The sequence below is a fragment of the Photobacterium salinisoli genome (assembly GCF_003614885.1).
GTDB lineage: Bacteria > Pseudomonadota > Gammaproteobacteria > Enterobacterales > Vibrionaceae > Photobacterium > Photobacterium salinisoli.
In genome coordinates, this window is the sequence record NZ_QZMS01000007.1 from 2,267,623 (window position 1) to 2,292,202 (window position 24,580).

At 55.2% G+C, this 24,580-nt stretch carries 22 protein-coding genes and 1 riboswitch; of the genes, 15 read left to right on the forward strand and 7 right to left on the reverse strand.

Translation table 11 applies throughout. The features are described 5' to 3' along the window. Positions 1–15 precede the first annotated feature (15 nt). The 5 genes from leuD (at position 16) to thiQ (ending at position 5,212) form a co-directional block, all read left to right on the forward strand. Positions 16–618 (forward strand): 3-isopropylmalate dehydratase small subunit, encoded by a 603-nt coding sequence (leuD, locus tag D6M16_RS10775; protein WP_120511781.1) that lies wholly within the window; start codon positions 16–18, stop codon positions 616–618. Between the two features lie 151 nt (positions 619–769). Then, positions 770–1,549, forward strand: a complete 780-nt coding sequence (locus D6M16_RS10780; RefSeq protein WP_420812232.1) for a DUF547 domain-containing protein — start codon at positions 770–772, stop codon at positions 1,547–1,549. 102 nt (positions 1,550–1,651) lie between these two features. Further along, positions 1,652–1,754: riboswitch (TPP riboswitch) on the forward strand. A 115-nt stretch (positions 1,755–1,869) separates the two neighbouring features. Continuing rightward, a complete protein-coding gene (gene thiB, locus D6M16_RS10785) occupies positions 1,870–2,853 on the forward strand; it encodes a thiamine ABC transporter substrate binding subunit (protein WP_120511782.1) in 984 nt (327 codons plus the stop codon). Between the two features lie 16 nt (positions 2,854–2,869). After that, the gene (gene thiP / locus D6M16_RS10790) at positions 2,870–4,483 is read left to right on the forward strand and encodes a thiamine/thiamine pyrophosphate ABC transporter permease ThiP (protein ID WP_120511783.1); all 1,614 of its coding nucleotides are present in this window, start codon (positions 2,870–2,872) and stop codon (positions 4,481–4,483) included. 3 nt (positions 4,484–4,486) lie between these two features. Beyond that, positions 4,487–5,212, forward strand: coding sequence for a thiamine ABC transporter ATP-binding protein (thiQ, locus tag D6M16_RS10795; protein ID WP_162940976.1), 726 nt, complete (start codon positions 4,487–4,489; stop codon positions 5,210–5,212). 37 nt (positions 5,213–5,249) lie between these two features. Here the strand turns inward: thiQ and D6M16_RS10800 are convergent, their stop codons facing one another. Then, positions 5,250–6,626, reverse strand: coding sequence for a PhoH family protein (locus D6M16_RS10800; RefSeq protein WP_120511784.1), 1,377 nt, complete (start codon positions 6,624–6,626; stop codon positions 5,250–5,252). A gap of 287 nt (positions 6,627–6,913) precedes the next feature. On the opposite strand from D6M16_RS10800, the gene rapA reads away from it, so the two are divergent. The 3 genes from rapA to D6M16_RS10815 all read left to right on the forward strand — a co-directional run bounded on the left by rapA (position 6,914) and on the right by D6M16_RS10815 (position 11,688). Further along, the gene (gene rapA, locus D6M16_RS10805) at positions 6,914–9,829 is read left to right on the forward strand and encodes an RNA polymerase-associated protein RapA (RefSeq protein WP_120511785.1); all 2,916 of its coding nucleotides are present in this window, start codon (positions 6,914–6,916) and stop codon (positions 9,827–9,829) included. Positions 9,830–9,918: 89 nt separating this feature from the next. After that, on the forward strand, positions 9,919–10,611 hold the full coding sequence (rluA, locus tag D6M16_RS10810) for a bifunctional tRNA pseudouridine(32) synthase/23S rRNA pseudouridine(746) synthase RluA (RefSeq protein WP_120511786.1): 693 nt from the start codon (positions 9,919–9,921) through the stop codon (positions 10,609–10,611). A 123-nt stretch (positions 10,612–10,734) separates the two neighbouring features. Next, entirely contained in the window at positions 10,735–11,688 is a 954-nt protein-coding gene (locus D6M16_RS10815; protein WP_120511787.1) for a D-2-hydroxyacid dehydrogenase, read from the forward strand. A gap of 12 nt (positions 11,689–11,700) precedes the next feature. Here D6M16_RS10815 and djlA read toward each other — a convergent pair whose 3' ends face one another. After that, the gene (gene djlA / locus D6M16_RS10820) at positions 11,701–12,561 is read right to left on the reverse strand and encodes a co-chaperone DjlA (RefSeq protein ID WP_120511788.1); all 861 of its coding nucleotides are present in this window, start codon (positions 12,559–12,561) and stop codon (positions 11,701–11,703) included. A gap of 295 nt (positions 12,562–12,856) precedes the next feature. Between djlA and lptD the strand changes: the two genes are divergently transcribed. The 6 genes from lptD to D6M16_RS10850 all read left to right on the forward strand — a co-directional run bounded on the left by lptD (position 12,857) and on the right by D6M16_RS10850 (position 19,627). After that, complete coding sequence (lptD, locus tag D6M16_RS10825) at positions 12,857–15,196, forward strand: LPS assembly protein LptD (RefSeq protein WP_120511789.1); 2,340 nt, start codon at positions 12,857–12,859, stop codon at positions 15,194–15,196. Between the two features lie 58 nt (positions 15,197–15,254). After that, complete coding sequence (gene surA, locus D6M16_RS10830) at positions 15,255–16,559, forward strand: peptidylprolyl isomerase SurA (protein WP_046222222.1); 1,305 nt, start codon at positions 15,255–15,257, stop codon at positions 16,557–16,559. Continuing rightward, a complete protein-coding gene (gene pdxA / locus D6M16_RS10835) occupies positions 16,546–17,538 on the forward strand; it encodes a 4-hydroxythreonine-4-phosphate dehydrogenase PdxA (protein WP_120511790.1) in 993 nt (330 codons plus the stop codon). The genes surA and pdxA overlap by 14 nt, the downstream gene beginning before the upstream one ends. Continuing rightward, positions 17,535–18,347 carry a 16S rRNA (adenine(1518)-N(6)/adenine(1519)-N(6))-dimethyltransferase RsmA gene (rsmA, locus tag D6M16_RS10840; RefSeq protein WP_120511791.1) on the forward strand — a complete coding sequence of 271 codons (813 nt, stop codon included), beginning with the start codon at positions 17,535–17,537 and terminating at the stop codon, positions 18,345–18,347. The genes pdxA and rsmA overlap by 4 nt, the downstream gene beginning before the upstream one ends. Before the next feature lie 74 nt (positions 18,348–18,421). Then, a complete protein-coding gene (gene apaG / locus D6M16_RS10845; RefSeq protein WP_120511792.1) occupies positions 18,422–18,805 on the forward strand; it encodes a Co2+/Mg2+ efflux protein ApaG in 384 nt (127 codons plus the stop codon). 12 nt (positions 18,806–18,817) lie between these two features. Next, a complete protein-coding gene (locus D6M16_RS10850) occupies positions 18,818–19,627 on the forward strand; it encodes a symmetrical bis(5'-nucleosyl)-tetraphosphatase (RefSeq protein WP_120511793.1) in 810 nt (269 codons plus the stop codon). Between the two features lie 27 nt (positions 19,628–19,654). Here D6M16_RS10850 and D6M16_RS10855 read toward each other — a convergent pair whose 3' ends face one another. Beyond that, positions 19,655–20,551, reverse strand: coding sequence for a LysR family transcriptional regulator (locus D6M16_RS10855; RefSeq protein ID WP_120511794.1), 897 nt, complete (start codon positions 20,549–20,551; stop codon positions 19,655–19,657). A gap of 123 nt (positions 20,552–20,674) precedes the next feature. Between D6M16_RS10855 and D6M16_RS10860 the strand changes: the two genes are divergently transcribed. Further along, positions 20,675–21,292 carry a LysE family transporter gene (locus D6M16_RS10860; protein WP_120511966.1) on the forward strand — a complete coding sequence of 206 codons (618 nt, stop codon included), beginning with the start codon at positions 20,675–20,677 and terminating at the stop codon, positions 21,290–21,292. 79 nt (positions 21,293–21,371) lie between these two features. On the opposite strand, the gene folA is transcribed toward D6M16_RS10860, so the two are convergent. From folA to cgtA, 4 genes are all read right to left on the reverse strand, one after another. Continuing rightward, positions 21,372–21,854 (reverse strand): type 3 dihydrofolate reductase, encoded by a 483-nt coding sequence (gene folA, locus D6M16_RS10865; RefSeq protein ID WP_120511795.1) that lies wholly within the window; start codon positions 21,852–21,854, stop codon positions 21,372–21,374. 14 nt (positions 21,855–21,868) lie between these two features. Next, on the reverse strand, positions 21,869–22,342 hold the full coding sequence (locus D6M16_RS10870; protein WP_162940977.1) for a threonine/serine exporter family protein: 474 nt from the start codon (positions 22,340–22,342) through the stop codon (positions 21,869–21,871). Beyond that, a complete protein-coding gene (locus D6M16_RS10875) occupies positions 22,339–23,118 on the reverse strand; it encodes a threonine/serine exporter family protein (RefSeq protein ID WP_120511796.1) in 780 nt (259 codons plus the stop codon). The genes D6M16_RS10870 and D6M16_RS10875 overlap by 4 nt, the downstream gene beginning before the upstream one ends. 115 nt (positions 23,119–23,233) lie before the next feature. Beyond that, positions 23,234–24,415, reverse strand: a complete 1,182-nt coding sequence (cgtA, locus tag D6M16_RS10880) for an Obg family GTPase CgtA (RefSeq protein WP_120511797.1) — start codon at positions 24,413–24,415, stop codon at positions 23,234–23,236. Between the last annotated feature and the right edge of the window lie 165 nt (positions 24,416–24,580).

Genomic DNA, 24,580 nt, shown 5'->3' on the forward strand with positions numbered 1-24,580 from the left:
TGAGAGGGAACAAACATGGCAGGAATCAAACAACACACAGGACTGGTGGTGCCGCTGGATGCCGCGAACGTCGACACTGACGCCATCATTCCAAAGCAGTTTTTGCAAAAAGTGAACCGCACCGGTTTCGGTAAGCACCTGTTTCACGACTGGCGCTTTCTCGATGACGCAGGCGAACAGCCCAATCCGGCGTTCGTTCTGAACCAACCGCGCTATCAGGGCGCCAGTATTCTGCTGGCCCGCGAAAACTTCGGCTGCGGCTCATCACGTGAGCACGCGCCCTGGGCACTGGCTGACTACGGCATCAAAATTATCATTGCGCCGAGCTTTGCCGATATTTTCTACGGCAACTCCATTAATAACCAAATGGTGCCTGTACGCCTGACCGATGCCGAAGTCGATGAGATCTTCCAGTATGTCGAGGCCAACCAAGGCGCAGAGGTGACTGTGGATCTGGAAAGCATGACGGTCAGCGCCAACGGCAAAACCTACAGCTTCGAGATTGACGAGTTCCGTCGTCACTGCCTGCTGAACGGTCTGGACAACATCGGCCTGACCCTGCAGCACGAAGATAAAATCGCCGAGTATGAAAGTAAGATCCCGGCCTTTTTGGCCTGATCTATACTGTCAGTGCTGGCTGGCTCAGACACCCTGCTCCGGCAGGGTGTTTTGTTAAGCGCCCGCCATCGGAAAGAAACGCCTCCGGTTTCGGTCTGTTGAATATCAATCTTTTTACAGAGGTGTTCACATGTCTCCGTTACGCCAAACCCTGACCGTCTTGCTCCTGATGATACTGCTCAGCCTGTCTTCAACGACACTGGCCGCGCCCAAAGCCGATCTCTGGCCTTTCTGGCAAGCCAGTAACCCGGCCAGTACCGCAACAATTGACCACGCCATCTGGCAAGGCTTGATCAACGACTATCTGCTGGTCGCCCCCGAACAGACCCGCTTTCGTTATGCCGCCGTCAGGCAGCAAGATAAAGCAGCGCTGTCCCGCTATCTGACCCGACTTGCCTCGCTGGATCCGCGCCGCTACAGCCGCAATGAGCAATTTGCCTACTGGGTAAACCTGTATAACGCCCTGACGGTCAAAGTCATCCTGGACAACTATCCGGTCAGCTCGATCACCAAACTCGGCGGCATGTTCAGCTTCGGTCCCTGGGATGAAAAGCTGATCACCATCAGCGGACAAAAACTGTCGCTCAACGATATTGAACACAGAATTTTGCGCCCTATCTGGCAGGACGAGCGTATTCACTATGTGGTGAACTGCGCCAGTTTAGGCTGCCCGGATCTGCTCCCTGACGTCATGCAGGCCGATAAACTGAACGAGCAACTGGACCAAGCCGCCAGACGCTTTATCAACAGCGACAAAGGGGTTGCTGTGCGCGGCCAGCGTGTTCGCCTGTCGTCAATTTATGACTGGTATCAGAGTGATTTCGGCACCCTGGCTGAGCTGCAAAAGCACCTGAATCAATACCTCACGCGGCCGGTGACACTGACATCCCCTAGCTATGATTACGACTGGCGACTCAATGAGCTCAAATAGCCTCAGCTGACAACTGACAACTGACAACTGACTAGCGCCTCAGGATTGCCCGCCGGCCGCAATTGTGGCTGGCAACCAGTGCCAGCCGCGTTTACAATGAGGGCCGTTCTCATGGGGAGTCTTAGGGCTGAGATCGTACGCTGTACGGGACCCATTGAACCTGAACCAGATCATGCTGGCGGAGGAATTGAGAAAAACTGAGAGTCAGGAAAGCACGCCTTTACCCCCTTTCGTGCCTTCCGGGATACCTTCCCTCTCACTCAACCCCGCGCCTTGAAGAAATCGGAATTCCCTGTTTGACAGGAACTCAGGAGCGCTTTGTGAAACACCTACTGATAACCTTACCCCTGCTGGCTGCCGCGACGTCCGCCGCCGCCCAGCCGACTTTAACGGTTTACACCTACAGCTCTTTTACCGCAGATTGGGGACCGGGTCCGGCCATCGAAACCGCGTTTGAGAAAGAATGCGGCTGCGATCTGCAGTTTGTCGCCCTGGACGATGGTGTGTCGATCCTCAACCGGGTTCGTCTGGAAGGCAAAAGCAGCAAAGCCGATGTGCTGTTAGGGCTGGATAACAACCTGATGACGGAAGCCAAAAAAACCGGGCTGCTGGCCACACACCAAGTGGATACCGCGGCGGTCACCATTCCGGGCGGCTGGAAAGACGATACCTTTGTTCCTTTCGACTATGGTTACTTCGCTTTCATTTACGACAGCAAGAAACTGAATAACCCGCCAGACAGCCTGAAAGCCCTGGTTGAGCGCAACGATCTGACCATGATTTACCAGGATCCCCGCACCTCGACGCCGGGACAGGGTCTGATGCTGTGGGTGAAATCTGTCTATGGCGATCAAGCGGCCGGTGCCTGGCAGCAACTGGCGAAGAAAACCGTGACTGTGACCAAAGGCTGGTCAGAGGCGTATAATATGTTCCTCAACGGCGAGGCCGATCTGGTGCTCTCTTACACGACGTCGCCGGCCTACCACCTGATTGCCGAACAAGAAGATAAATACAAAGCCGCCAACTTCAGCGAAGGCCACTATATGCAGGTGGAAGTCGCCGCCAAGCTCAAAAACAGCCGCAACAGTGAACTGGCCGAGCAGTTTCTTAACTTCATCCTGACCCCGGGCTTCCAGTCGCACATTCCAACGGGCAACTGGATGTATCCGGTCACCGCCCAGGATCTGCCTGACGGGTTCAGTACCCTGACGTTGCCTGCCAAGTCGCTGGAATTTTCCGCCGACCAAGTCGCGAAAGAGCGTAAAAGCTGGATCCGCGAGTGGCAGACTGCCCTGACCCAGTAAGGCAATAGGACAGATCTTGTTATTCTCCCGTTCCAGCCTGCCCGGCCTGTTAAGCGCCGGGCTGATACTGCTTGTGGTCGGCGGGGCGCTCAGCGCATTGCTGAGCCAGGCCACTGAACTGCAACCACTCAGCTTATGGCAGGATCCTTACCTGCGCCATGTCACGGCCTTCAGCTTTGAACAGGCCCTGTTATCGACCCTGCTCAGTGTGATTCCGGCGATCCCTGTGGCTTACGCCCTGTCGCGGCGCCGTTTTCCGGGCCGGACGGTATTGCTCAGGTTGTTTGCCATGACAGTGGTTCTGCCAGTGCTGGTCGCGGTGTTTGGTTTGCTGGCTATCTACGGCAACAGTGGTTTGCTGGCACAATTGCTGGCAGGACTGGACATGACCCTGCCGTTCAGCATTTACGGCCTGAACGGTATTCTGCTCGCCCATGTTTTCCTCAATCTGCCGCTGGCAAGCCGCTTGCTGCTGCAAAGCCTGGAAGGCATTCCGGCGGAACAACATCAGCTGGCGGCCCATCTGGGCATGAAAGGCTGGCCGCTGTTCCGGCTGGTCGCCTGGCCGCGGCTGCGCCAGCAACTGCCGCAGGTGGCCGGGCTGGTATTCATGCTGTGTTTTACCAGCTTTGCGGTCATTATGTCGCTCGGTGGCGGTCCGAAAGCTACCACGATCGAGCTGGCTATCTATCAGGCGCTGAGATACGACTTTGATCTGGCCGCCGGTGCCATGCTGGCGTTATGGCAGATGCTGCTGTGCTGCACGCTGGTCCTGTTCGGCCAGCGCTTTGCCCGACCGCTGACAACCCTGAGTGGCCGGGTTCAGCAGGGCCATCCGAATTATCTCGACAGCCGCTCGGCCAGATTGTGGGACGGATGCTGGATTGGCTTAGTGCTGCTGCTGGTACTGCCGCCTATGCTGGCGGTGCTCGGCGCCGGACTCAATGCCCAGCTGCCGCAGCTGCTGAGCACCCCCGCCCTGTGGCAGGCGATCAGCCATTCATTGCAAATCGCGCTGCTGGCCTGCCTGCTGGCACTGATCAGCGGCATCGCTATCCTTTGTGCCAGCCGTTACTGGCGACTGCAGCGCTACCGTTTCTCTGCCGACGGGCTGGAGCTGGTTGGCACCATTATTCTGGTCACCCCCGGGCTGGTGATCAGCACAGGGTTGTTTTTGCTGCTGCGCGAAGTCACCGACGTCTTTGCCTCGGCCTTCTGGGTGGTGGTGGCTGTGAATGCCCTGATGGCACTGCCTTATGTGATCAAAACCCTGAGCCAGCCGATGCTGCATCTCGCCCAGCAATACAATCCGCTGTGCCAGAGTTTGGGCATGCGCGGCCTGTCGCGCCTGTACCTGGTGGAATGGCGGGCATTGCGTAAGCCTGTCGCCCAGGCCATGGCGATCAGCTTCGTGTTATCGCTGGGCGATCTGGGGGCTATTGCCCTGTTCGGCAGCCAGGATTTTCAGACCCTGCCCCTTTACCTGTTCCAGCTGATGGACAGTTATCAGATGGAGGCCGCCGCCGTTGCTGCCCTGCTGCTGCTTTTGCTCAGTCTGGGCATTTTCACTGTGGTGGAAAGCCTGCTAATGTCCCGGTCTTCCTCGTCTGCCCGCACTGCTAACGGATAACTTATGACTGCACCTATGCTCTCTTTGTCTCAACTGAGCCATTGCTACCGTCACCATAATCAGGAGCCGATGCAGCTCAGCTTTGATCTGTCGGTCGCGCAAGGCGATATTCTGGCGGTGATCGGCCCCAGCGGAGCCGGTAAAAGTACCCTGCTGGCCATGATCGCCGGTTTTCTCCGGCCGGACAGTGGTGAACTGAGGATCAACGGGGAAGTGATCGACCGGCAGAATCCGGCCGAGCGGCCGTTGTCTATTCTGTTTCAGGATCACAACCTGTTTCCGCATCTGAGCGTGTTCGACAATATCGCTCTGGGAATCCATCCCGGGCTGCGCCTCAGTGCCGCTGACAAAGCTCAGATCAAAGAGGCAGCAATGCGGGTCGGCATCGACCATTATCTGGATCGCCTGCCGGAACAACTGTCTGGCGGCCAGAAACAGCGAGTTGCTCTGGCGCGCTGCCTGATCAGACACCGTCCCCTGCTGTTGCTGGATGAGCCGTTTTCCGCGCTGGATCCGGCACTGCGGCAGGAAATGCTGGCTCTGGTCGCCGGGCTGGCTAAGGAAGCCGGGATCACTGTGCTGATGATCACCCACAGTCCGGACGATGCACTGAAAATTGCCGATCACTGCGCTTTTGTCGATCAGGGTGAAATCCGGGTATGCGGCCCCACCCAGCAAGTGCTGGGGGAGCCGGAAGATGAAAGGTTAAGGAAGTATCTCGGGCGATGAATGCTTAAGATCCGCTCGGCGAATCCCGCCCGGTGAATTACAGGTTTTCTTCAGCAAACTCCGCCAGACGGCTGCGAACCACACCATTGAGGTAAATGTTGGCGCTGCCCTCGAAGTTCTTAAATCGCTCAACGATATAGGTTAAGCCTGATGTGACAGGCGACAGGTAAGTGGAATCGATCTGTGCCAGGTTACCGGAACAGACCAGCTTAGTGCCTTCACCACAGCGGGTGATGATGGTCTTGATTTGTGAAGCCGTGAGGTTCTGACACTCATCCAGCAGCACAAATGCGTTCTGGATAGAGCGGCCGCGCATGAAGTTAATCGATTTGAACTGGATGTTGGCTTTTTCGAAGATATATTTCATCGAACCGTCCGTGCAGACATCGTGCTTGTGCAAGGCCTCCATTGTGTCTGTCACCGCCGCCAGCCAGGGCATCATTTTCTCTTCTTCCGTGCCGGGCAGGAAACCGATAGATTCGGCTATGTCCGGGGTATTACGGGTCACAATGATCTTGTCGTACATGCCTTTTTCGATCACCAGCTCCAGTGCGGCAGCCATGGCGAGGATCGTCTTACCACACCCGGCCGGGCCGGTCAGGATCACCAGATCGATATCAGGATCAAGCAGCGCGTCCATCGCCATTCCCTGATAAATGTTCTTCGGATGAATGCCCCATGCCTGGCGATGCATCAGGCGCTCATGCCCCAGATCTTTCAGGGTCACCATTTCCCCGTCCAGGCTCTGAATCCGGGCCGCAAAATCAGTGTCTTCATCAATCAGGTACTGGTTGACGAAGGGCGACTCAAACAGCTCTTGCGGCAGCGTATGCAACGTCGAGCGGCCGCGTTTTTCAGAATGGCACTCACCCACACGCTCCCAGAAACTGGCCGGATAGCGGTGGAATCCTTTGGTCAGCAGGCTGACGTCATCAATCAGCTGATCTGACCGGTAATCGTCGACGTAAAACACCCCGGCGCCTTTCGCACGCAGGCGCATATTGATGTCTTTAGTGATCAGCACCACCTTGCGCGGTGCATAATGATTCTGAAGGTAGAGCACCCCATTGAGAATACGGTTGTCACCGGCTTTGTCGGCAAAGGCATGCACGGTTTCGTGAATTTCATAATCAGCAAAAATCGCGATACGGCCTTTGTGATCACCTTGGTCAGTCAGGGGGATCCCGGCTGAGATTTGTTCCGGTGTGGCATCGTGGAAGATATCTTCGAGGGCGCGGATAGCAACACGGGCATCGCGGGCAACGTCACGTTTGCTGTCTTTTATCCGGTCGAGTTCTTCCAGAACCGTCATGGGAATCACGACGTCGTGCTCTTTGAAAGAGTAGATGGCGAGGGGTTCGTGTAACAGGATGTTGGTATCAAGTACAAAGACTTTCCTATCAGCATCGTCCATAGACGTCTCCTTGTTCACCTGAAATAGCCATTGGCAAAGGCTATCATTAATAAGCCTAAACCCGCTTTTCATTAATGACCGCAAAAAATGAAAATATTGTGACAATTTTCTCACTTGGTGGGCCCATCACTTAGCTCGTGACCTGGCTCCCATCATGCAGTACCATTAGCCCCCTTTTTTGCCGGCGCCATTTGTGGCTTACACTTAATTTCAGTGTAGTTGATATATTCATCGTCGCCGGGATCCAATTCTCCTTGATTTCAAATATTTAGAAGGTTTTGTCCACTATGCCATTTGCTTTGGGTCAACGCTGGATCAGTGATACTGAAAGTGATTTAGGGTTAGGAACTGTGGTCGCAATGGATGCGCGTACTGTCACCCTTATGTTTGCCGCCAGCGAAGAGAATCGCGTGTATGCCCGCCATGATGCCCCTGTCACGCGTGTGATGTTCAACGCCGGTGATGTGACTGAGAGCCAGGAGGGCTGGTCGCTCAGGGTCGAGCAAGTGGAAGAACAACAAGGGGTACTGACCTATGTCGGTACCCGTACCGATACCGGGGAAGAAAATGTGTCGCTGCGCGAAATCTTCCTCAGTAACCAGATCCGTTTTAACAAGCCGCAGGACAAGCTGTTCGCCGGTCAGATTGACCGTATGGACCGTTTCGCCCTGCGCTACCGCGCCCTGAAAAACCAGCATCAGCAGCACAAGAGCCCGCTGCGCGGCTTGTGTGGTATGCGTGCCGGCCTGATCCCTCACCAGTTGTTTATTGCCCATGAGGTGGGCCGCCGCTTCGCCCCCCGTGTCTTGCTGGCCGACGAAGTGGGCCTGGGTAAAACCATTGAAGCCGGCATGATCATCCACCAGCAGGTGCTGGCAGGGCGCGCCGAACGCATTCTGATCCTGGTGCCGGAAACATTGCAGCATCAGTGGCTGGTCGAAATGATGCGCCGCTTCAACCTGTATTTTTCTATCTTCGATGAAGAGCGCTGTGTCGAAGCCATTGCCGAGGCGGCCAATCCGTTTGAGACCGCGCAGTATGTGCTGTGTTCACTGGATTTTCTGCGCAAGAGCCGACGCCGTTTCGAGCAGGCACTGGACGCCGACTGGGATCTGCTGGTTGTTGATGAAGCCCACCATCTGGTGTGGAGTGAAGAGGCACCAAGCCGGGAATACCAGGTGGTGGAAGCTCTGGCCGAGAAAACGCCGGGCTGTCTGTTGCTGACCGCCACCCCGGATCAGTTGGGCCACCAGAGTCATTTCGCCCGGCTGCGTCTGCTCGACCCGGATCGCTTCTATGATTACAACGCCTTTCTGGATGAAGAGCGCCAGTACGCCCCGGTCGCAGATGCCGTGTCAGACTTGCTGGCCGGTAAAAAACTGGACGAAGAAAGCCGCTCGACACTGATCAACCTGCTGCCAGAGCAGGATATTGGGCCCTTGCTCGATACCCTGGCCGGTAGCAGCGATGAAGAGACTCAGCGTGCTGCCCGTCAGGAGCTGATCGACAACCTGATGGACCGTCACGGCACCGGCCGCGTGCTGTTCCGTAATACCCGTGCAGCGGTGCAGGGTTTTCCTCAGCGTCACCTGAATCTGTACCCGCTGGCCATGCCAAGCCAGTACAGCACCGCCATGCGTGTGGCCGGTATGATGATGGGTAAAATCAGCGAAGAAGAAAAAGTGCTCAAGCTGCTGTACCCGGAAGATATTTATCAGGAGTTTGAAGGTGAATCGGCCACCTGGTGGAACTTTGATCCGCGGGTAACCTGGCTGCTGGATTTCCTCAAAGCAAACCGCAATGAAAAAGTGCTGGTGATCTGCTCCCGGGCGCAAACGGCGCTCAATCTGGAGCAGGCGCTGCGTGAAAAAGAAGGCATCCGCGCCACTGTGTTTCACGAAGGCATGTCGATTCTGGATCGCGACAAAGCGGCGGCTTATTTCGCTCAGGCTGAAGACGGCGCGCAAGTATTGCTGTGTTCAGAAATCGGCTCTGAAGGCCGCAACTTCCAGTTTGCCAACCAGCTGGTGATGTTCGACCTGCCCAACAATCCGGATCTGCTGGAACAACGTATCGGCCGACTGGACCGCATCGGCCAGCAACGGGATATCGAGATTCACGTGCCGCACCTGCAGGGCACTTCGCAGGCGCTGCTGGCGCATTGGTATAACGAGGGCCTCAATGCCTTTGAAGAGACCTGCCCGACTGGCCGCGCCGTGTATGAAGCGATTCAGCCACAGCTGATCACCCTGCTGGCCAGTGAAAATCACAGTGCTGAGGCGCTGGACTCACTGATCGCCGACAGTGCCCGCATGCACACTGAGCTGAAGAGCAAAATGGAGCAGGGCCGCGATCGTCTGCTGGAGATCCATTCCAACGGTGGCGATGCCGCCCGTGAACTGGTCGAGCAGATTGCTGCCAAAGACGGCGACACCAATCTGGTGACCTTCGCGCTGGGGCTGTTTGATACCGTGGGCCTCAATCAGGATGACAGAGGCGAAAACGCCCTGGTGATCACCCCGTCTGAGCACATGCTGGTATCGAGTTTCCCGGGCTTGCCGCAGGATGGCTGCACCATCACCTTTGACCGTGATACCGCGCTGTCACGGGAAGACATGCACTTTATCAGCTGGGAACATCCGATGATTCAGGGCGGGATTGACCTGCTGCTGTCGGAAGGTGTCGGCACCACGGCGGTGTCTTTGCTCAAGAACAAGGCACTGCCTGCCGGTACACTGTTGCTGGAACTGGTGTACGTGGTCGATGCCCAGGCACCTAAGCAATCCGGGATCGGCCGCTTCCTGCCGCATACACCTATCCGTATCCTGCTCGATGCCAAAGGCAACAACCTGTCGGATAAAGTCGAGTTCGAAGGCTTCAACCGCCAGCTGAGCCCGGTCAACCGTCATCTGGGCAGTAAACTGGTCAACTCGGTTCAGAGAGACATCCATGCTCTGATCGCCGCCGGTGATCAGCTGGTCGAGCCGGAGCTGGCCAAAGTTCGCCAGACCGCGCAACAGGAGATGGAAAACTCCTTAGGGGCAGAGCTGGCCCGTCTGCAGGCCCTGAAATCCGTTAACCCTAATATCCGGGATGATGAGCTGGAGTTGCTGCAGAGCCAGATTCAGGATCTCACCGCTTACATCAGCAAAGCCCAGATTCAGCTCGATTCGCTGCGTGTTATTGCGGTCAGCCATAACTGATAGCTTCCCCTCTGGGCGGTAGGTACTCGCTGCCGCCCTGTGTTACCATTTCACCGCTGCCTGTGCGTACAACCTGAGATAGCACCAACATGAACCCCTTACCACCGCTGGACTATAATCCGCCTACAACCCCCTGGCTGGATGTTCTGTATGTTGACCGCGATATCATAGCCGTCAACAAACCTTCCGGTTTGCTGTCTAATCCCGGCCGCGATCCGGCTCATGCTGACAGTGTGTTTAACCGCGTCCTTGCCGAGCATCCCAAAGCACAGATTGTGCATCGTCTGGACATGGCGACTTCCGGGCTGATCATACTGTCACTGAACAAGGATGCCGAACGGCACCTCAAGGCACAGTTCCGTGAGCGCCAGACTGAAAAAGTCTATTACGCCCGGGTCTGGGGCACACCGGAACAACACAGCGGCACCATAGATTTACCGCTGATTTGCGACTGGCCCAACCGCCCGATGCAGAAAGTCTGTTTTGACGACGGCAAACCCTCGGTGACCCATTATGAGGTGATCGCCAGTGACGGCCAGAGCAGCTTAGTCAGACTGCGTCCGGTCACTGGGCGCTCTCATCAGCTTCGTGTTCACATGCTGGCGCTGGGTCACCCGATCCTGGGCGATGGCTTCTATGCTCACGATCAAGCCAAAGCACTGGCCCCCCGCCTGCAACTGCACGCGGCGGAACTGCGCTTTTTCCACCCCTACAGCAACGAAGCACGTCATGTGTTCGCACCCTGCGAATTCTATCCCGACGCGCCCGAGCGGACGCTCTAAGCACTGACCGGCCTTACCTGCCGACCCTGTCGTCGGCAGTTTGGTTTACCCGGCTTGCAGCCGGCCACCCGCTGGTGTTTACTGTGTGCCATCAAGCACACGTATCAGCAGGGAGCCAGAGTGATGCATCACATCGTTTTTCTCGACCGCGACACCATACCCCATCAAATCACGCTGCCCCGTCCGGCCTTTGCGCACCAATGGCAGGAATACCCGACCAGCTCTCAGGCGCAAATTGTCGAACGGCTGCAACAGGCCACCATAGCCATCACCAACAAAGTCGTGCTCAATGCCGACACTCTGCGTCAGCTGCCGCAGCTGAAAATGATCGCCATTGCCGCCACTGGCACCAATAATGTCGATCTGGACTACTGCCGCGAGCACGGCATAGTGGTCAGTAACATTCGCGGTTATGCCACCGGCTCGGTGCCAGAGCATGTCATTGCCATGCTGTTTGCGCTCAAGCGCAACCTGTTCGCGTACCACAAAGATATTCAGGCCGGCGTCTGGCAGGAGAAGAAGCAATTTTGCTTTTTCAGCCACCCGATTGGCGATGTGGCCGGCAGCACACTGGGAGTGATCGGCAGCGGCAGCCTGGGACAGGCCGTCGGTAAACTGGCCTCAGCCCTTGGCATGAAGGTAGTGTTTGCGGAGCGCAAAGGCGCAGCGTCATGCCGCGACGGTTACCTGCCTTTTGAGCAGGTGCTTCAAACCGCCGATGCCATTACGCTGCACTGTCCGCTCAGTGAGGAAACGACAAATTTGATTGCCGCACCTGAGCTGGCCCAAATGAAGCCCGGCAGCCTGCTGATCAATACCGGCCGCGGCGGGCTGGTTAACGAAGAGGATCTGGTTGAAGCACTGCGATCCGGCCACCTGGGCGGTGCCGGGTGCGATGTGTTTACCCGGGAGCCCGCCGACGAGTCCAACCCGCTGCTGGCAAACGCAGATTTGCCAAACCTGCTGCTGACGCCCCATGTCGCCTGGGGAGCGGACTCGGCGATTCAGGCGCTGGCCAATCAGCTGATCGATAACCTGGAAGGCTTTGTTGCCGGCCGCCCTCAGCACTGTGTCTGAGGGCCTGGCCCCTTATTTAAAGCCTTTTTCTTTCTTTATCAGTTCGTAAGCTGCCGTCAGTTCCTGGGCTTTCTGCTTCGCCAGCTCCATCATCTCTGGCGGTAAGCCTTTGGCCGCCAGTTTGTCAGGATGGTGCTCGTTCATCAGTTTGCGGTAAGCGCGTTTCAGATCTTTCGGGCTGGCCTCTTGTTCAACCCCCAGCAGTTCATACGCATCATTGAGTTGATCCCGGGCAGGCGCCCGCCGGAAACCGCCCTGCTGTTGCTGCGACTGTGACTGCTGGCGATAGAAACCGCCTCCCTGCTGAAAGCGAAAGGCCGCTTCTTGCATATGCAGACGTCTTTCCAGCTGCTGATCGGAAAAACCCAGCGCACGGCCAATCACGAACAGTAACTGGCGCTCTTTCGGATGCAGGCTGCCGTCGGCAAACGCGGCCTGGATCTGCAATTCCAGGAAAAACTGCAATAAATCGAGCCGTCCCGTACCTTGCTGACGAACCCGGGTCAGCACTTCCTGCAGGGGAAAATCTTCTGACTTACCGTCACGAAAGGCTTCCTGAGCCAGCCGGCGAGCATCACCGTGCAGCTGCATGCGGTCCATAATGGCGCTGGCAACGCGGATTTCTTCCTCAGTCACCCGGCCTTTCGCCTTGGCCATATGACCCATCACAGCAAATGCCGCATGAAAAAACGCCGCCTGGCGTTCATGCTGATCGGCCTGACCCTGGCTAAAACGGCCAAAACTGCCGCCCTGATACACACCGGCACGCGCCCGATCGAACTTATGACCCAAAAAGATGCCTAATAACAACCCGATAGGTCCACCAAGAAGGAAACCAAAAAATGCCCCTAAAATCTTGCCCAACACCTGCATGTTATACTCTCTGGTAATTTGCTAAATTGTGCCCACGAATGCCGTCTAGTCTTACGAAAAGAGATAAGTCTCTCAGCGTGACTTGCTGCCATAAAGCACAGTGCCGTCTGATAAAGACCTCGCGGCATAATAGCAGAAAAAACAATAATGAATTTATCCGGTCCGATGATTACAGGGTCCCATAGAGATGCCGATAAGCAGAAATTGCTTTATCATAGCAGCCTTGATTAAAGGGACGGCAGGGCCGGTCTGGACACCTTTGCGCTATATCATGAACACAGGAAATTAAATCTCAATGTCATTCACTTCTCGCAGCTTATTGGCGACCATGATCAGCATAGCTTTATATGGCCCGTCAGCTTTCGCCAATGATGCCCTCATTGAGAATGAAGCCAGCCCGACGGCAGAGGAAGAACTTGCCCTGGTCAAAGGCATGTGCCTGACACCGGATCCCAGTGAAGGTGATCCCAATAATGCCCCGATCAGAATCACCGCAGATAAGGCAGAGGCGGACAGCGACGCCAGCGTGACCTACTCCGGCGATGTGGTCGTCCGGCAATCCAACCGGACAGTGGCTGCCGATGTCGCGACCATGAACCAGCAGAACAATACTGTCAGTGCCAAAGGCAACGTGTATTTCCACGATGGCACCATAGAAGTCTACGCTGACAGCATGCAAAACAACCTGGATACCGACGACGCCGAAATCAATAACGCCGTCTACAGCCTGACCTGTGAAGCCGGCCGTGGCGAAGCCACTAAAATTGAAAAACAGGGCATGACCTATTATCGCCTGCGTAACGGCACCTACACCACGTGTCCTCCCGGTGATAAGAGCTGGCAGTTTACCGCCACCAGCATTGAACGTGAGGCCGACTCGCCGTTCGCCGATCTGTATAACGCCCGGTTTGAAGTACTGGATGTACCGGTGTTCTACATGCCTTACCTGCGTGTGCCTGTCGGTGATGAGCGCCTGACCGGTTTTCTCTACCCGACCATCAGTTACGGTTCCCGTGACGGTTTTGAGCTGGAAACCCCGTTTTACTGGAACATTGCCCCTAACTACGATCTGACCTTTACCCCAAAATACATGAGTAACCGCGGTCTGCAGCTCAACAGCCAGTTCCGTTATCTCACGGATCTGGGACAAGGCAGCCTGAAAGGGGAATATCTCGGCAACGACGAAGCCTCCGATACTGACGATGCACGCTGGGCCTACAACTGGTCCCACAGCGGCCGGTATGAAGATAACTGGCTGTTTAACGTTGATTACAGCAAAGTCAGTGACGTGACCTATTTCTCGGATGTCGATTCAGAAATCGGCCGCCGGGAAGACAACAACCTGCTGCAAACGGGCGAAGTGACCTACCAGGAAGAAAAATGGAACTCGACCTTGCGGGTCAGGAATTTCCAGCCGCTGACGCCAGGTGTGTCGTCCAACTACCGTTTGATGCCGCAGCTGACCTTCAATTATTACGAGCCTGAGCTGGGCTATGATCTGGACTTTGGCTTCCTGAGCCATATCAGCCGGTTTGAAAATGACGACTCGACGAAACCATCCGCCGACCGTGTCCATTTAGAGCCGTCTCTGACGCTGCCGTTCGCGACCCCCTGGTGGTCAATGACCACGGAAGCCAAGCTGATGTACACCTACTACAATCAGGAGTTCGATCCCACGGTCGCCGGTCTGGAAGATCTGGAAGAAACGGCGTCCCGGACTGTGCCCAGTCTGCGGATGCTCACAGGCTTGTATTTCGAGCGGGATACCGACCTGTTCGGTGATGCCTATGTCCAGAGTCTGGAGCCTCAGCTCCAGTACCTGTACATCAAGGATGTGGAGCAGAGCGACATTTACGGCTCATACGACACCACTATCCTGCAAACCGATTATTACGGTTTGTTCCGTGATCGCCGCTATTCCAGCGTCGACCGCATTGCCGCTGCCAACCAGTTTACCGTTGGTGCCACCACCCGGTTTTTCGACAGCAACCTGAAAGAGCGCTTCAACCTTGCCTTTGGCCAGATTTTTTACCTCAACGATTCCGGCCGGAATTTACAGGAAGAAGGCGAATCTCAGCCGAATTATTCTGCCTCGGCGTTTGAGTCTGATTTCAACTTTAATGACTGGCTCTTCTTCCACGGTGGCCTGCAATATGATGCCAGTGAAAAGGACATGCAGTTTGCCAACGCCGCGCTGGAATACCGCGAAGGCAGCCTGTTCAGTCAGCTGAATTACCGCTACGTGTCAAAAGAATATATTCAGCAGAGCCTGCCGGATAACAACCAGATAGATAATTACACCGAAGAAGGTATTTCTCAGGTTGGCTTCTCAGCCGGTTTCCCGATTCACGCCGGACTGAGTGTGCGGGGGGATTACTACCACGATGTAACGGAAAACCAGATGGTGGAAGGCCAGGTCTCACTCAATTACCGTTCAGACTGCTGGATGATCACGCTGGGCTACAACCAGTACATGGTGGCACGCAGCAACGTCAACACCCAGCCGGTTGAGTACGAACAGAACTTCAGTATCTCGTTCTCGCTACTTGGTCTGGCAGGAGTCTCCTCCGTCGGCGCGTCGTCAGCCAGTGGTAATGCCATTGCCTACGGACGACCTTTCTACCTGAACAATTAACAGGCCGGGCCAAGGCCCGCCCTAACCAACCGCGCATTGAAGCGCCCTGGATACGGATATGAAAATGTGGAAGTCTTTTATTCTCGGCCTGACTCTTCTGGGCCTGACAACCGGTTCACAGGCCGCCCTGCAGCCATTGGACAAAGTGGTCACGATTGTTAACGACAGCGTTATCCTGCAAAGCGACGTCGATGCGATGCTGAAAACCGTCCATCTCAATGCCGCGCGTCAGGGACAGCCCCTGCCGGACGACAGCATTCTGGTCAATCAGGTGATGGAAAAACTCATCATGGAAACCCTGCAGCTGCAGCAGGCAGAACAATTTGGCATCCGCATTGATGACAATCGTCTCGACCAGGCAATCAGCCAGATTGCTGCCGAGCAAAACATGTCCGTGACTCAGCTCCAGCAGGAGCTGGCAGCCGGTGGCATCAGCTACCCGATTTTCCGCGAACAAATCCGCCGCGACCTGACTGCCAGCGAAGCCCGTACTATTATGGTGCGCCGCCGGATCAATATTTTACCGCAGGAAGTAGACAGCCTGGTGACCCAACTGGGCCAGCAGCAACAGGAAAGTGTGCAATACAATATCAGCCATATTCTGATCCGCCTGGGCGAAGGCGCCAGTCAGTCTGAGCGCCAGACGGCCGAGCGCAAAGCAAACGAACTGCTCACGCAACTGAACCAGGGGGCGGATTTCACCAACCTGGCCTACAGCGCGTCAAACGGGCCCAAAGCCCTGCAAGGTGGGGCCTGGGGCTGGATGAGCCCGGAAGAAATGCCGACTATCTTTGCCGATCAGATCCAAGGTCAGGGGAAAGGTGCTATCATAGGGCCATTCCGCAGCGGTGTGGGTTACCACATTCTCAAAATCAATGATGTGAAAGGCCAGGAGACTGTCTCAGTCACCGAAATCAATGCCCGTCACATCCTGCTGAAAACTTCTGTCATCCTCAGCGATGAAGGAGCGAAGAAACAGCTCGAGCAGGTTCGCCAGGATATTATCGCAGGTCAACGCAGCTTTGCTGATGCGGCTCAGGCACTGAGTGCCGACCCGGGCTCTGCGGCCAATGGCGGTGAACTGGGCTGGCAGACGCCAGATATTTACGTTCCTGAATTCAAACAGCAGGTTGAAACCCTGCCTGCAGGCACCATCAGTGAACCGTTCCAGACGGTACACGGCTGGCATATTGTGGAAGTGCTGGATCGCCGTCAGGTTGACCGCACCGATGCGGCCGCGAAGAACCGTGCTTACCGGATTCTCTTCAGCCGTAAATTTAACGAGGAAGCCCAGGCGTGGCTGCAGGAACTGCGGGCCGGCGCCTATATTGAACAACCAGGATTTGATGATGAACAAGGTTAAACGTATTGCCATCACGCCGGGAGAACCGGCGGGTATTGGCCCGGATCTCGTCGTGGCGATGGCGCAACAGCCGTGGCCGCACGAGCTGGTAGTGTGTGCCAACGCCGAACTTATGGCAGAACGTGCGGCCCAGCTGGGCTTACCGCTGGAAATCATCAACTATGATCCAAGTCGCCCGGCACAGCCGCATCGTGCGGGCACTCTGGTGGTGGACAACCATCCGCTGAAAGCCAGTGTGATCCCTGGCCAGCTTGACGAGCACAACGGTCATTATGTGCTGGACACCCTCCGCCGTGCTGCCGAAGGCAATATGGCCGGCGAATTTGCCGCTCTGGTGACCGGGCCGGTTCATAAAGGCATCATTAACCGTGCGGGCGTCTCGTTCAGCGGTCACACAGAGTTTTTCGCCCAGCAGGCACAATCCAACCAGGTGGTGATGATGCTGGCGACAGAAGGGCTGCGTGTCGCTCTGGTTACCACTCACATCCCGCTGGCCTATGTGGCTAAAGCAGTGACTGAAGATCGTATTCATCAGGTGATTCGGGTGCTGCATGCCGATCTGGTCAGCAAATTTGGCATCAAACAGCCGAAAATTTATGTTTGTGGCCTCAACCCGCATGCCGGTGAAGATGGCCACCTGGGTCGGGAAGAGATCGAAGTGATCACGCCGGCCTTGAATGTTCTGAGAGAGCAGGACGGTATGGATCTGGTTGGCCCGTTGCCAGCCGATACGATTTTCCAGGATAAATACCTGGCCGAAGCCGATGCCGTGCTGGCAATGTACCACGATCAGGGTCTGCCAGTGCTGAAATTCAAAGGGTTTGGTAATGCCGTCAATATCACCCTGGGATTACCTTTTATCCGAACATCAGTTGATCATGGTACCGCATTGGAACTCGCCGGTACCGGACAGGCGGACACAGGGAGCCTCTGGACAGCGCTTACCCACGCCATCGAAATGGTAGATAAAAAACAATGAGCAGTGATCAGGTCCATTTAGGCCACCGCGCCCGTAAGCGCTTTGGCCAGAACTTCTTGCACGACGAATACATCATCGACAACATTGTCGCCTCGATCAATCCGAAGCCAGGCCAGAATCTGGTTGAAATCGGTCCCGGTCTGGGCGCACTGACCGAGCCTGTCGGTAAACAGGTTGATAAATTTACTGTGATTGAGCTGGATCGGGATCTGGCCGAGCGTTTACGCAATCACCCGGATCTGGCCAGCAAGCTGACAATCCATGAAGGCGACGCCATGCGTTTCGACTTCACTCAGCTGATCAGAGAAAACAACAAACTGCGGATTTTTGGCAACCTGCCTTACAACATTTCAACTCCGCTGATGTTCCACCTGTTCAGTTTTCATCAGCATATTGAAGATATGCATTTCATGCTGCAGAAAGAAGTGGTCAACCGTCTGGCTGCCGGTCCGGGCACCAAAGCCTACGGCCGCCTGACCGTGATGGCACAATATTACTGCAAAGTGATGCCAGTGCTTGAAGTGCCGCCAAGTGCCTTCAAACCGGCCCCTAAAGTGGATTCTGCAGTGGTGCGACTGGCGCCGTATGAAACATTACCGCATCCTTGTACTAACCTGAAATGGCTGGATCGTGTTTGCCGCGATGGCTTCAATCAGCGCCGTAAAACAGTACGTAACTGCTTTAAAGCCATCATGGATGTGGACACGCTGGAAAGTCTGGGCATTAACCCTGGCTCACGTCCGGAAAACCTGACACTTGAACAGTTTGTGTCTATGGCTAACTGGCTGGATGCCAACCACAGCCACTAAGTCATGTGCCGGGCCATGATGCCCGGCAACTGCCTTGCACAAAGGCATTGTCGTATCAGAAAGGAAGCAGCAAGGTGAACAACAACGTTATCCCTACTATCAAATGCCGGGTTATCACCCATTACATTGATGACCAGTCTGAACCAGAACAGAACCGCTACGTCTTTTCGTACACCATTACCATTTGCAATCTCGGCCAGGGCAACGCACAGCTACTTCGCCGCCGCTGGCTGATCACTGATGCCAATGGCAAGAAACTGGTGGTGGAAGGTGAAGGTGTTGTCGGCGAACAACCTACCATAGCCCCCAATGATGAATACACCTATACCAGCGGCACCATCATAGAAACACCATTGGGTGTGATGGAAGGCCATTACGTCATGATTGACGACAATGGTAACGAGTTCAATGCCGAGATCTTACCTTTCCGTTTGGCTATCCCCAATATTCTGCACTAAACAGGGTCGATAATGGCAACCTATCTGGTCGGCGATATTCAGGGCTGTTACCGCGAGCTCTGTGCGCTTCTTGAGCGTGTAGGCTTTAGTGAACAACACGATGAACTCTGGCTGGCCGGCGATCTGGTTGCCCGCGGTCCGGATTCTCTGGCTACCTTGCGTCTGGTGAAATCGCTGGGTAACAGTGCCACCAGTGTGCTAGGTAACCACGACTTGCACTTACTGGCTGTCGCCCACGGCATCGGCAAAGCAAAGCAGAAAGATCGGATTGATCAGATTTTGCAGGCCAGCGACAGTGACGAATTGCTCGACTGGCTCAGCCGCCAGCCCCTGCTGGCTGAACACTCGGCACACCCAATTGTCATGGTGCACGCCGGTATTCCCCCGCAGTGGCAGCTCGACGAAGCCCGCCGCTGTGCGCGTGACGTCGAAGCCATGTTGCACAGTGAACATCAGCAGTGGCTGCTGAGCAATATGTACGGTAATGAGCCGGATCAGTGGGATCCAGCCCTGTCAGGGCTGGACAGACTACGCTATACCATCAATGCGCTGACCCGGATGCGCTACCTGCATCCCGATGGCAGGCTGGAGATGCATTGCAAACTGCCACCGGGTGAACCGGGCACCAGCCATCTGCTGCCCTGGTTCCGCTTTCCGCGCACACAGCCGCTGGGTAAAACCATTATTTTCGGCCACTGGGCCTCACTGATGGGTTACCAGGATGACAAGGCAATCGGATTGGACACTGGGTGTGTCTGGGGCCATCAGCTCACCATGCTGCGCTGGGAAGACCAGCAGCAGTTCCAGCAAGACAGGCTCTGAGCGGGGCCTTTCTCTGCCCTGCCCCCGCTAGCCCTCGAGAGCGGCAAAAACCGCCTGACAGGTTGTCGCCATTTCCTGACGTAACCAGTTGAGCAGTGCCGCTAGCCTTTCATCGGCCTCGATCGCGATGGGTGATAACAGATAGTAAGATGAGCCGTCCGCAATAAAGCCAGCAGGAGCGACCAGACGCTGATGTTTGATGTCGTTACCCACCATGTACACGGAACTTAACCCGTAGCCACCGCCTGCCTGAACCGCTTCCAGCATGATATAGAAATGCTCAAACCAGACATCTTCTGCCACATTCAAAGTCAGGTTCGCCTGATGCTGCCAGTCAGCCCAGGCCATCGGCCGGCTTTTGGTATGTAGCAGGGTTGTCGGCGAAGCAAAAGCTTCTCCTTGCACAAACTGCTCAGCCAGCACCACGGGTCCGACATACTCTGGACCTATCAGCTCGGCATGATATCCCTGCTTCCAATTGAAATCATTGCGACGAATGGCAACATCCGTCTGGCTTTTCACAAAGTCGATCGGGCCCCCCGAAGCGTTAAGGTGCAGCTGAATATCAGGATGGGCAGCCTTGAAGTCAGCCAAGCGGGGGATCAGCCATTTCATCATGATGGTGGGTTCACAAGAAATTACCAGAGGCGACTGACTTTCCTCCGCTTTCAACTCTCTGAGGGTATTTTTCAGAATCGACAGCATTTCATGGCAGGCTGTTTTGAGCTTCTGCCCCTCTGGGGTCAAAAAGATCCCGCGGTTACGTCGCTCGAACAAAATGACGCCAAGGACACTCTCCAGTTGCTTGATCTGGCGGCTCACCGCCGACTGGGTCACACACAGCTCATCAGCGGCTTTGACCAGACTCTGATGACGGGCAGCGGCTTCAAACACCCGCAATGTGTTTAACGATGGCAGATTCATAATCGATGACTTTTTTGCATGGATTTCGATGACAACTTATCAATATTCAATGGGTTGTATTTCATCAACAATAGTAACCAATTCATCCATCTGTTACTCATTATTATTCAGGGAAATACACACATGGCCGAACTTTTTGCCGTCACTTTAATTACCATTCTCGCGGTGATCAGCCCTGGCGCTGATTTTGCCATGGTGACACGAAACAGCTATCTGCACGGTCGCCGTGCGGGTCTGTGTGCTGCGTTGGGCATAGCGCTGGGGGTACTCATTCATGTCGGCTACACCATACTGGGGGTGGGTGTTCTTATCGCCACCTCACCGGCAATGTTCACCGTCATCAAGTATGTCGGGGCGCTGTATCTGATTTACATCGGTTTCTGTACTCTGCGCAGCAAGACTGAACTCACGCCGGCCACTGACAATATCGCGGTTTTATCCGGCTCTGCTTCGTTCAGACAGGGATTACTGACCAATGCCCTGAATCCCAAAACCACGCTTTTTGTGCTGAGCACTTTCACCCAGATTGTCAGTCCGGACACCTCATTCATGCTGCAAAGCGGCTATGGCTTTTTCATGGCATTGGTACATTGGATCTGGTTCAGCCTGGTCGCCTTGTTCTTCTCGCAGCAAACACTGAGACACAAGATGTTGAGCAAACAAGGGCCGATTAACCGAACCATTGGCAGTATTCTGATGTTATTAGGGGCATCGCTGGCCTTATCACCGATGGCCAGCTAGCAGGCACACACGCTACCATGTCAAACTTATGGCATGGTAGCGGCTAGAAGCGGACGACAGAAAACAACCTCAGGCCTGCTTACTGGCGCTCCAGTACCACAAACTCCATGTTGTGGGCATTTTTCTCATCGGCGGTATAGTGCTCGCTATGCGTCTGTTGCCAGCCGTCTCCCCAGTCCGGGAAGCAAGTGTCTCCCTCGACACTGAGATCGATAAAAGTCAGATAGAGACAGTCTGCGACAGGCAGGCATTCAGCATACACACTGCCACCACCTATGATCATCAATTCATCGACCTGCCCTGCAGCAAGCTGTGCGGCATGGAGATCAGCCACCACAGTCACGCCGTCGGCAGTAAAGTCCGGGTTACGGCTGATCACGATATTGTGGCGCCCCGGCAAAGGCCGACCAATGGATTCAAACGTTTTGCGTCCCATGACAACAGGCTTGCCCATGGTGACTTTTTTAAACCAGGCAAAATCGGCCGGTAAGTGCCAGGGCATGGTGTTGTCTTTGCCAATCACACGATCCTTTGCCATGGCGGCAACCATACTGATCTTCACACATCTACTCCCTTTTAAATCACTGGTCGGCGACGATAAAACATTAAGCCGGGCATTGCCAGCCCTATGGCCAGCGCCGCCACGGTAAAGGCTGCGGTGATCCCGTTTTCGGCCATGCGCTGCCAGATTTCAGGAGAAAAGCCATGCTGATTGAGATCCACCAGCGCAATCATGGTCTTAAAAGCATAGACACCGGGTACCATGGGGATCACGGCTGCAACGGTGAACACATGAGGCGGCGCCAGCAGCCGACGTGACCAGATGATCCCTGTAATCCCGACCAGCAAAGCGGCAAAGAAGCTTGCCCATTCAATCGGCATAGCGTGTTGCATCAGCACAAACCGGCAGCCGTGACCGAGCGCCCCCGCCAGGGCGCAGTACTTCAGTGCTCTGACCGGCACATTGAACACCATGGCAAACCCAATAGCCGGAATGGCGGCCAGCACCATATCTGCCGCCAATGCGTATCCCCATTGCCAGAACGTCATGCCAGCCACCCCCAGACATTAAACAGGTTCATCGCCGCCACAATACCCAGACTGGTCGCCAAGGTCAGCAAACTGGCCATCACCCAGCGGGAAATACCCAGATTCACATAACCTGACACCATATCGGCGACAGCATTAATCAGCGGAAAACCCGGCACCAGCAATAATACGGACGATGCCATAGCCAGAAAGGGCTGATTACCCAACTCAAACAAAGGCGCAGAAGCTGAAACAGCCGTCGCGACAAAGGCGGCAGCAGCAAAAGTCAGCAGCGGATTGAAATGATGGTGCGCCATCATCAGGCGCAGCGCCATGGCTGAGGATGCGGCGAGCAGAGTAATCAGGGCGACCGTGAAATCACCGCCTGCCAGGAGACTGAATGCGGCGCAGGACAGGCCGATCATCAGGATCACCAGCAGCGGCGGATAGCGTTGAGGCTGAATGGCAGACAGACGCTTCGTCATGGCCGCAGGATCCAGCAGCCCCTTTTCAGCCATGATGCACAAATGATGGATCCGGGTGACAACTGCCATATTGATCCCGTGATCCCGGCAGCGGCGCGTGGTCGTCAGGCAATGCCCTTCCACATGCACAGTGACAATGATGGCATTGGCGGTCAGCGCGATATTGACCTCATCCACGCCCAGCGCCAGGCCGACACGCTGACTGACATCCACCACCACCGCCGATTCCGCGCCATGTTGTAACAGCCGCTGAGCCACCTGAGCGACTATCCGGGCAATTTCCCGTTCCGTTTTAACTGTGACCGGCTGCATCCTCACTCCCTCAGCGCTTTTTTCAGTTGATCATTATCTCCGCTAAGAAAAAGATCAATTTGATAAGGCACAAAAAAACCGCTCCAAAGAGCGGTTTTTCATATCAGACGGCCAATTACGGCTTGTAAATGATTTCGACGTCGTAATCGTCTTCGTTCCAATCATCCCAGTCGTCATCGTCGTCGTCATCACTTTTCGCAGCACTTTTCTTCAGCTGCTGCTCGTGGTAATCGTCCCACTTGAAATCGACTTTGGTTTCTTCGGTTTCATCTTCTTCGACCAGTGCCTGAGGAATGGAATCAATCAAATCCATCAGCTCATAGGTCAATGGCTTAATACCGGTACGGTTCAGCGCAGAAATACAGAAGTACTTCTCATCCCATGCCAGGGCTTCCAGCACTTCCTGGATCTTCGCCTGAGCTTCTTCTTCCGGCAGCAGATCCACTTTGTTAAAGATGATCCAACGCGGCTTGTTCACCAGCTTTTCGCTGTACTGTTCCAGCTCATTAAGGATAGTGAACGCGTTTTCTACCGGATCCGAACCGTCGGCCGGCAGCAGATCGATCATGTGCAGCAGCACACGGCAACGCTCCAGGTGCTTCAGGAAGCGAATACCCAGACCGGCACCGTCAGCTGCGCCTTCGATCAGACCGGGGATATCAGCGACAACGAAACTGCGCTCGCTATCGACCCGTACCACACCCAGACTCGGTACTAAGGTAGTGAACGGATAATCCGCCACTTTTGGCTTAGCGGCCGATACAGCGCGGATAAAGGTCGATTTACCGGCATTCGGTAAACCCAGCATGCCAACGTCCGCCAGCAACAGCAGCTCCAGGCGCAGGTGGCGGATCTCGCCTTTGGTGCCCATTGTCTTCTGACGTGGCGCACGGTTGACCGAGGACTTGAACCGAGTGTTACCCAAACCGTGGAAACCGCCTTTGGCTACCATGATCTTCATGCCGTGCTGGGTCAGATCGGCGATCACTTCACCGGTTTCTTCGTCCACGGCACGTGTACCCACAGGGACAGACAGTACCCGGTCATCGCCTCGCTTGCCGGTACAGTTACCGCCGCGGCCGTTTTCGCCGCGCTCAGCTGCATGAAAACGTTCGAAACGGTAATCGATCAGCGTGTTGAGGTTTTCATCGGCCAGCAGGTATACATCACCGCCGTCACCGCCGTCACCGCCATCAGGCCCACCTTTGGGGACATATTTTTCGCGGCGGAAGCTGACAGTACCGTTGCCGCCATCACCTGCATCTACCCGGATTACCGCTTCATCTACAAATTTCATCTTATTCTCCGCACTCTGGCGTTCACTTCGCCAGCCAGGGGTAGTCACCGCCTGACTGTCTTTATTGTAATACCAATCGGAATAATTCTCAGGGCTTTACACCCGCAGGCACTTCAGACTGATATTGTCCTGTGCCATAACAAAAAGCCCCGCCAATAGGCAGGG

Bases quoted from the DNA above. Each gene is read 5' to 3' on its own strand.
- leuD (WP_120511781.1), top strand. From the start codon at position 16: ATGGCAGGAATCAAACAACACACAGGACTGGTGGTGCCGCTGGATGCC.
- thiQ (WP_162940976.1), top strand. From the start codon at position 4,487: ATGACTGCACCTATGCTCTCTTTGTCTCAACTGAGCCATTGCTACCGT.
- D6M16_RS10800 (WP_120511784.1), bottom strand. From the start codon at position 6,626: ATGGACGATGCTGATAGGAAAGTCTTTGTACTTGATACCAACATCCTG.
- rapA (WP_120511785.1), top strand. From the start codon at position 6,914: ATGCCATTTGCTTTGGGTCAACGCTGGATCAGTGATACTGAAAGTGAT.
- rluA (WP_120511786.1), top strand. From the start codon at position 9,919: ATGAACCCCTTACCACCGCTGGACTATAATCCGCCTACAACCCCCTGG.
- D6M16_RS10815 (WP_120511787.1), top strand. From the start codon at position 10,735: ATGCATCACATCGTTTTTCTCGACCGCGACACCATACCCCATCAAATC.
- djlA (WP_120511788.1), bottom strand. From the start codon at position 12,561: ATGCAGGTGTTGGGCAAGATTTTAGGGGCATTTTTTGGTTTCCTTCTT.
- lptD (WP_120511789.1), top strand. From the start codon at position 12,857: ATGTCATTCACTTCTCGCAGCTTATTGGCGACCATGATCAGCATAGCT.
- surA (WP_046222222.1), top strand. From the start codon at position 15,255: ATGAAAATGTGGAAGTCTTTTATTCTCGGCCTGACTCTTCTGGGCCTG.
- pdxA (WP_120511790.1), top strand. From the start codon at position 16,546: ATGAACAAGGTTAAACGTATTGCCATCACGCCGGGAGAACCGGCGGGT.
- rsmA (WP_120511791.1), top strand. From the start codon at position 17,535: ATGAGCAGTGATCAGGTCCATTTAGGCCACCGCGCCCGTAAGCGCTTT.
- D6M16_RS10850 (WP_120511793.1), top strand. From the start codon at position 18,818: ATGGCAACCTATCTGGTCGGCGATATTCAGGGCTGTTACCGCGAGCTC.
- D6M16_RS10855 (WP_120511794.1), bottom strand. From the start codon at position 20,551: ATGAATCTGCCATCGTTAAACACATTGCGGGTGTTTGAAGCCGCTGCC.
- D6M16_RS10860 (WP_120511966.1), top strand. From the start codon at position 20,675: ATGGCCGAACTTTTTGCCGTCACTTTAATTACCATTCTCGCGGTGATC.
- D6M16_RS10870 (WP_162940977.1), bottom strand. From the start codon at position 22,342: ATGACGTTCTGGCAATGGGGATACGCATTGGCGGCAGATATGGTGCTG.
- D6M16_RS10875 (WP_120511796.1), bottom strand. From the start codon at position 23,118: ATGCAGCCGGTCACAGTTAAAACGGAACGGGAAATTGCCCGGATAGTC.
- cgtA (WP_120511797.1), bottom strand. From the start codon at position 24,415: ATGAAATTTGTAGATGAAGCGGTAATCCGGGTAGATGCAGGTGATGGC.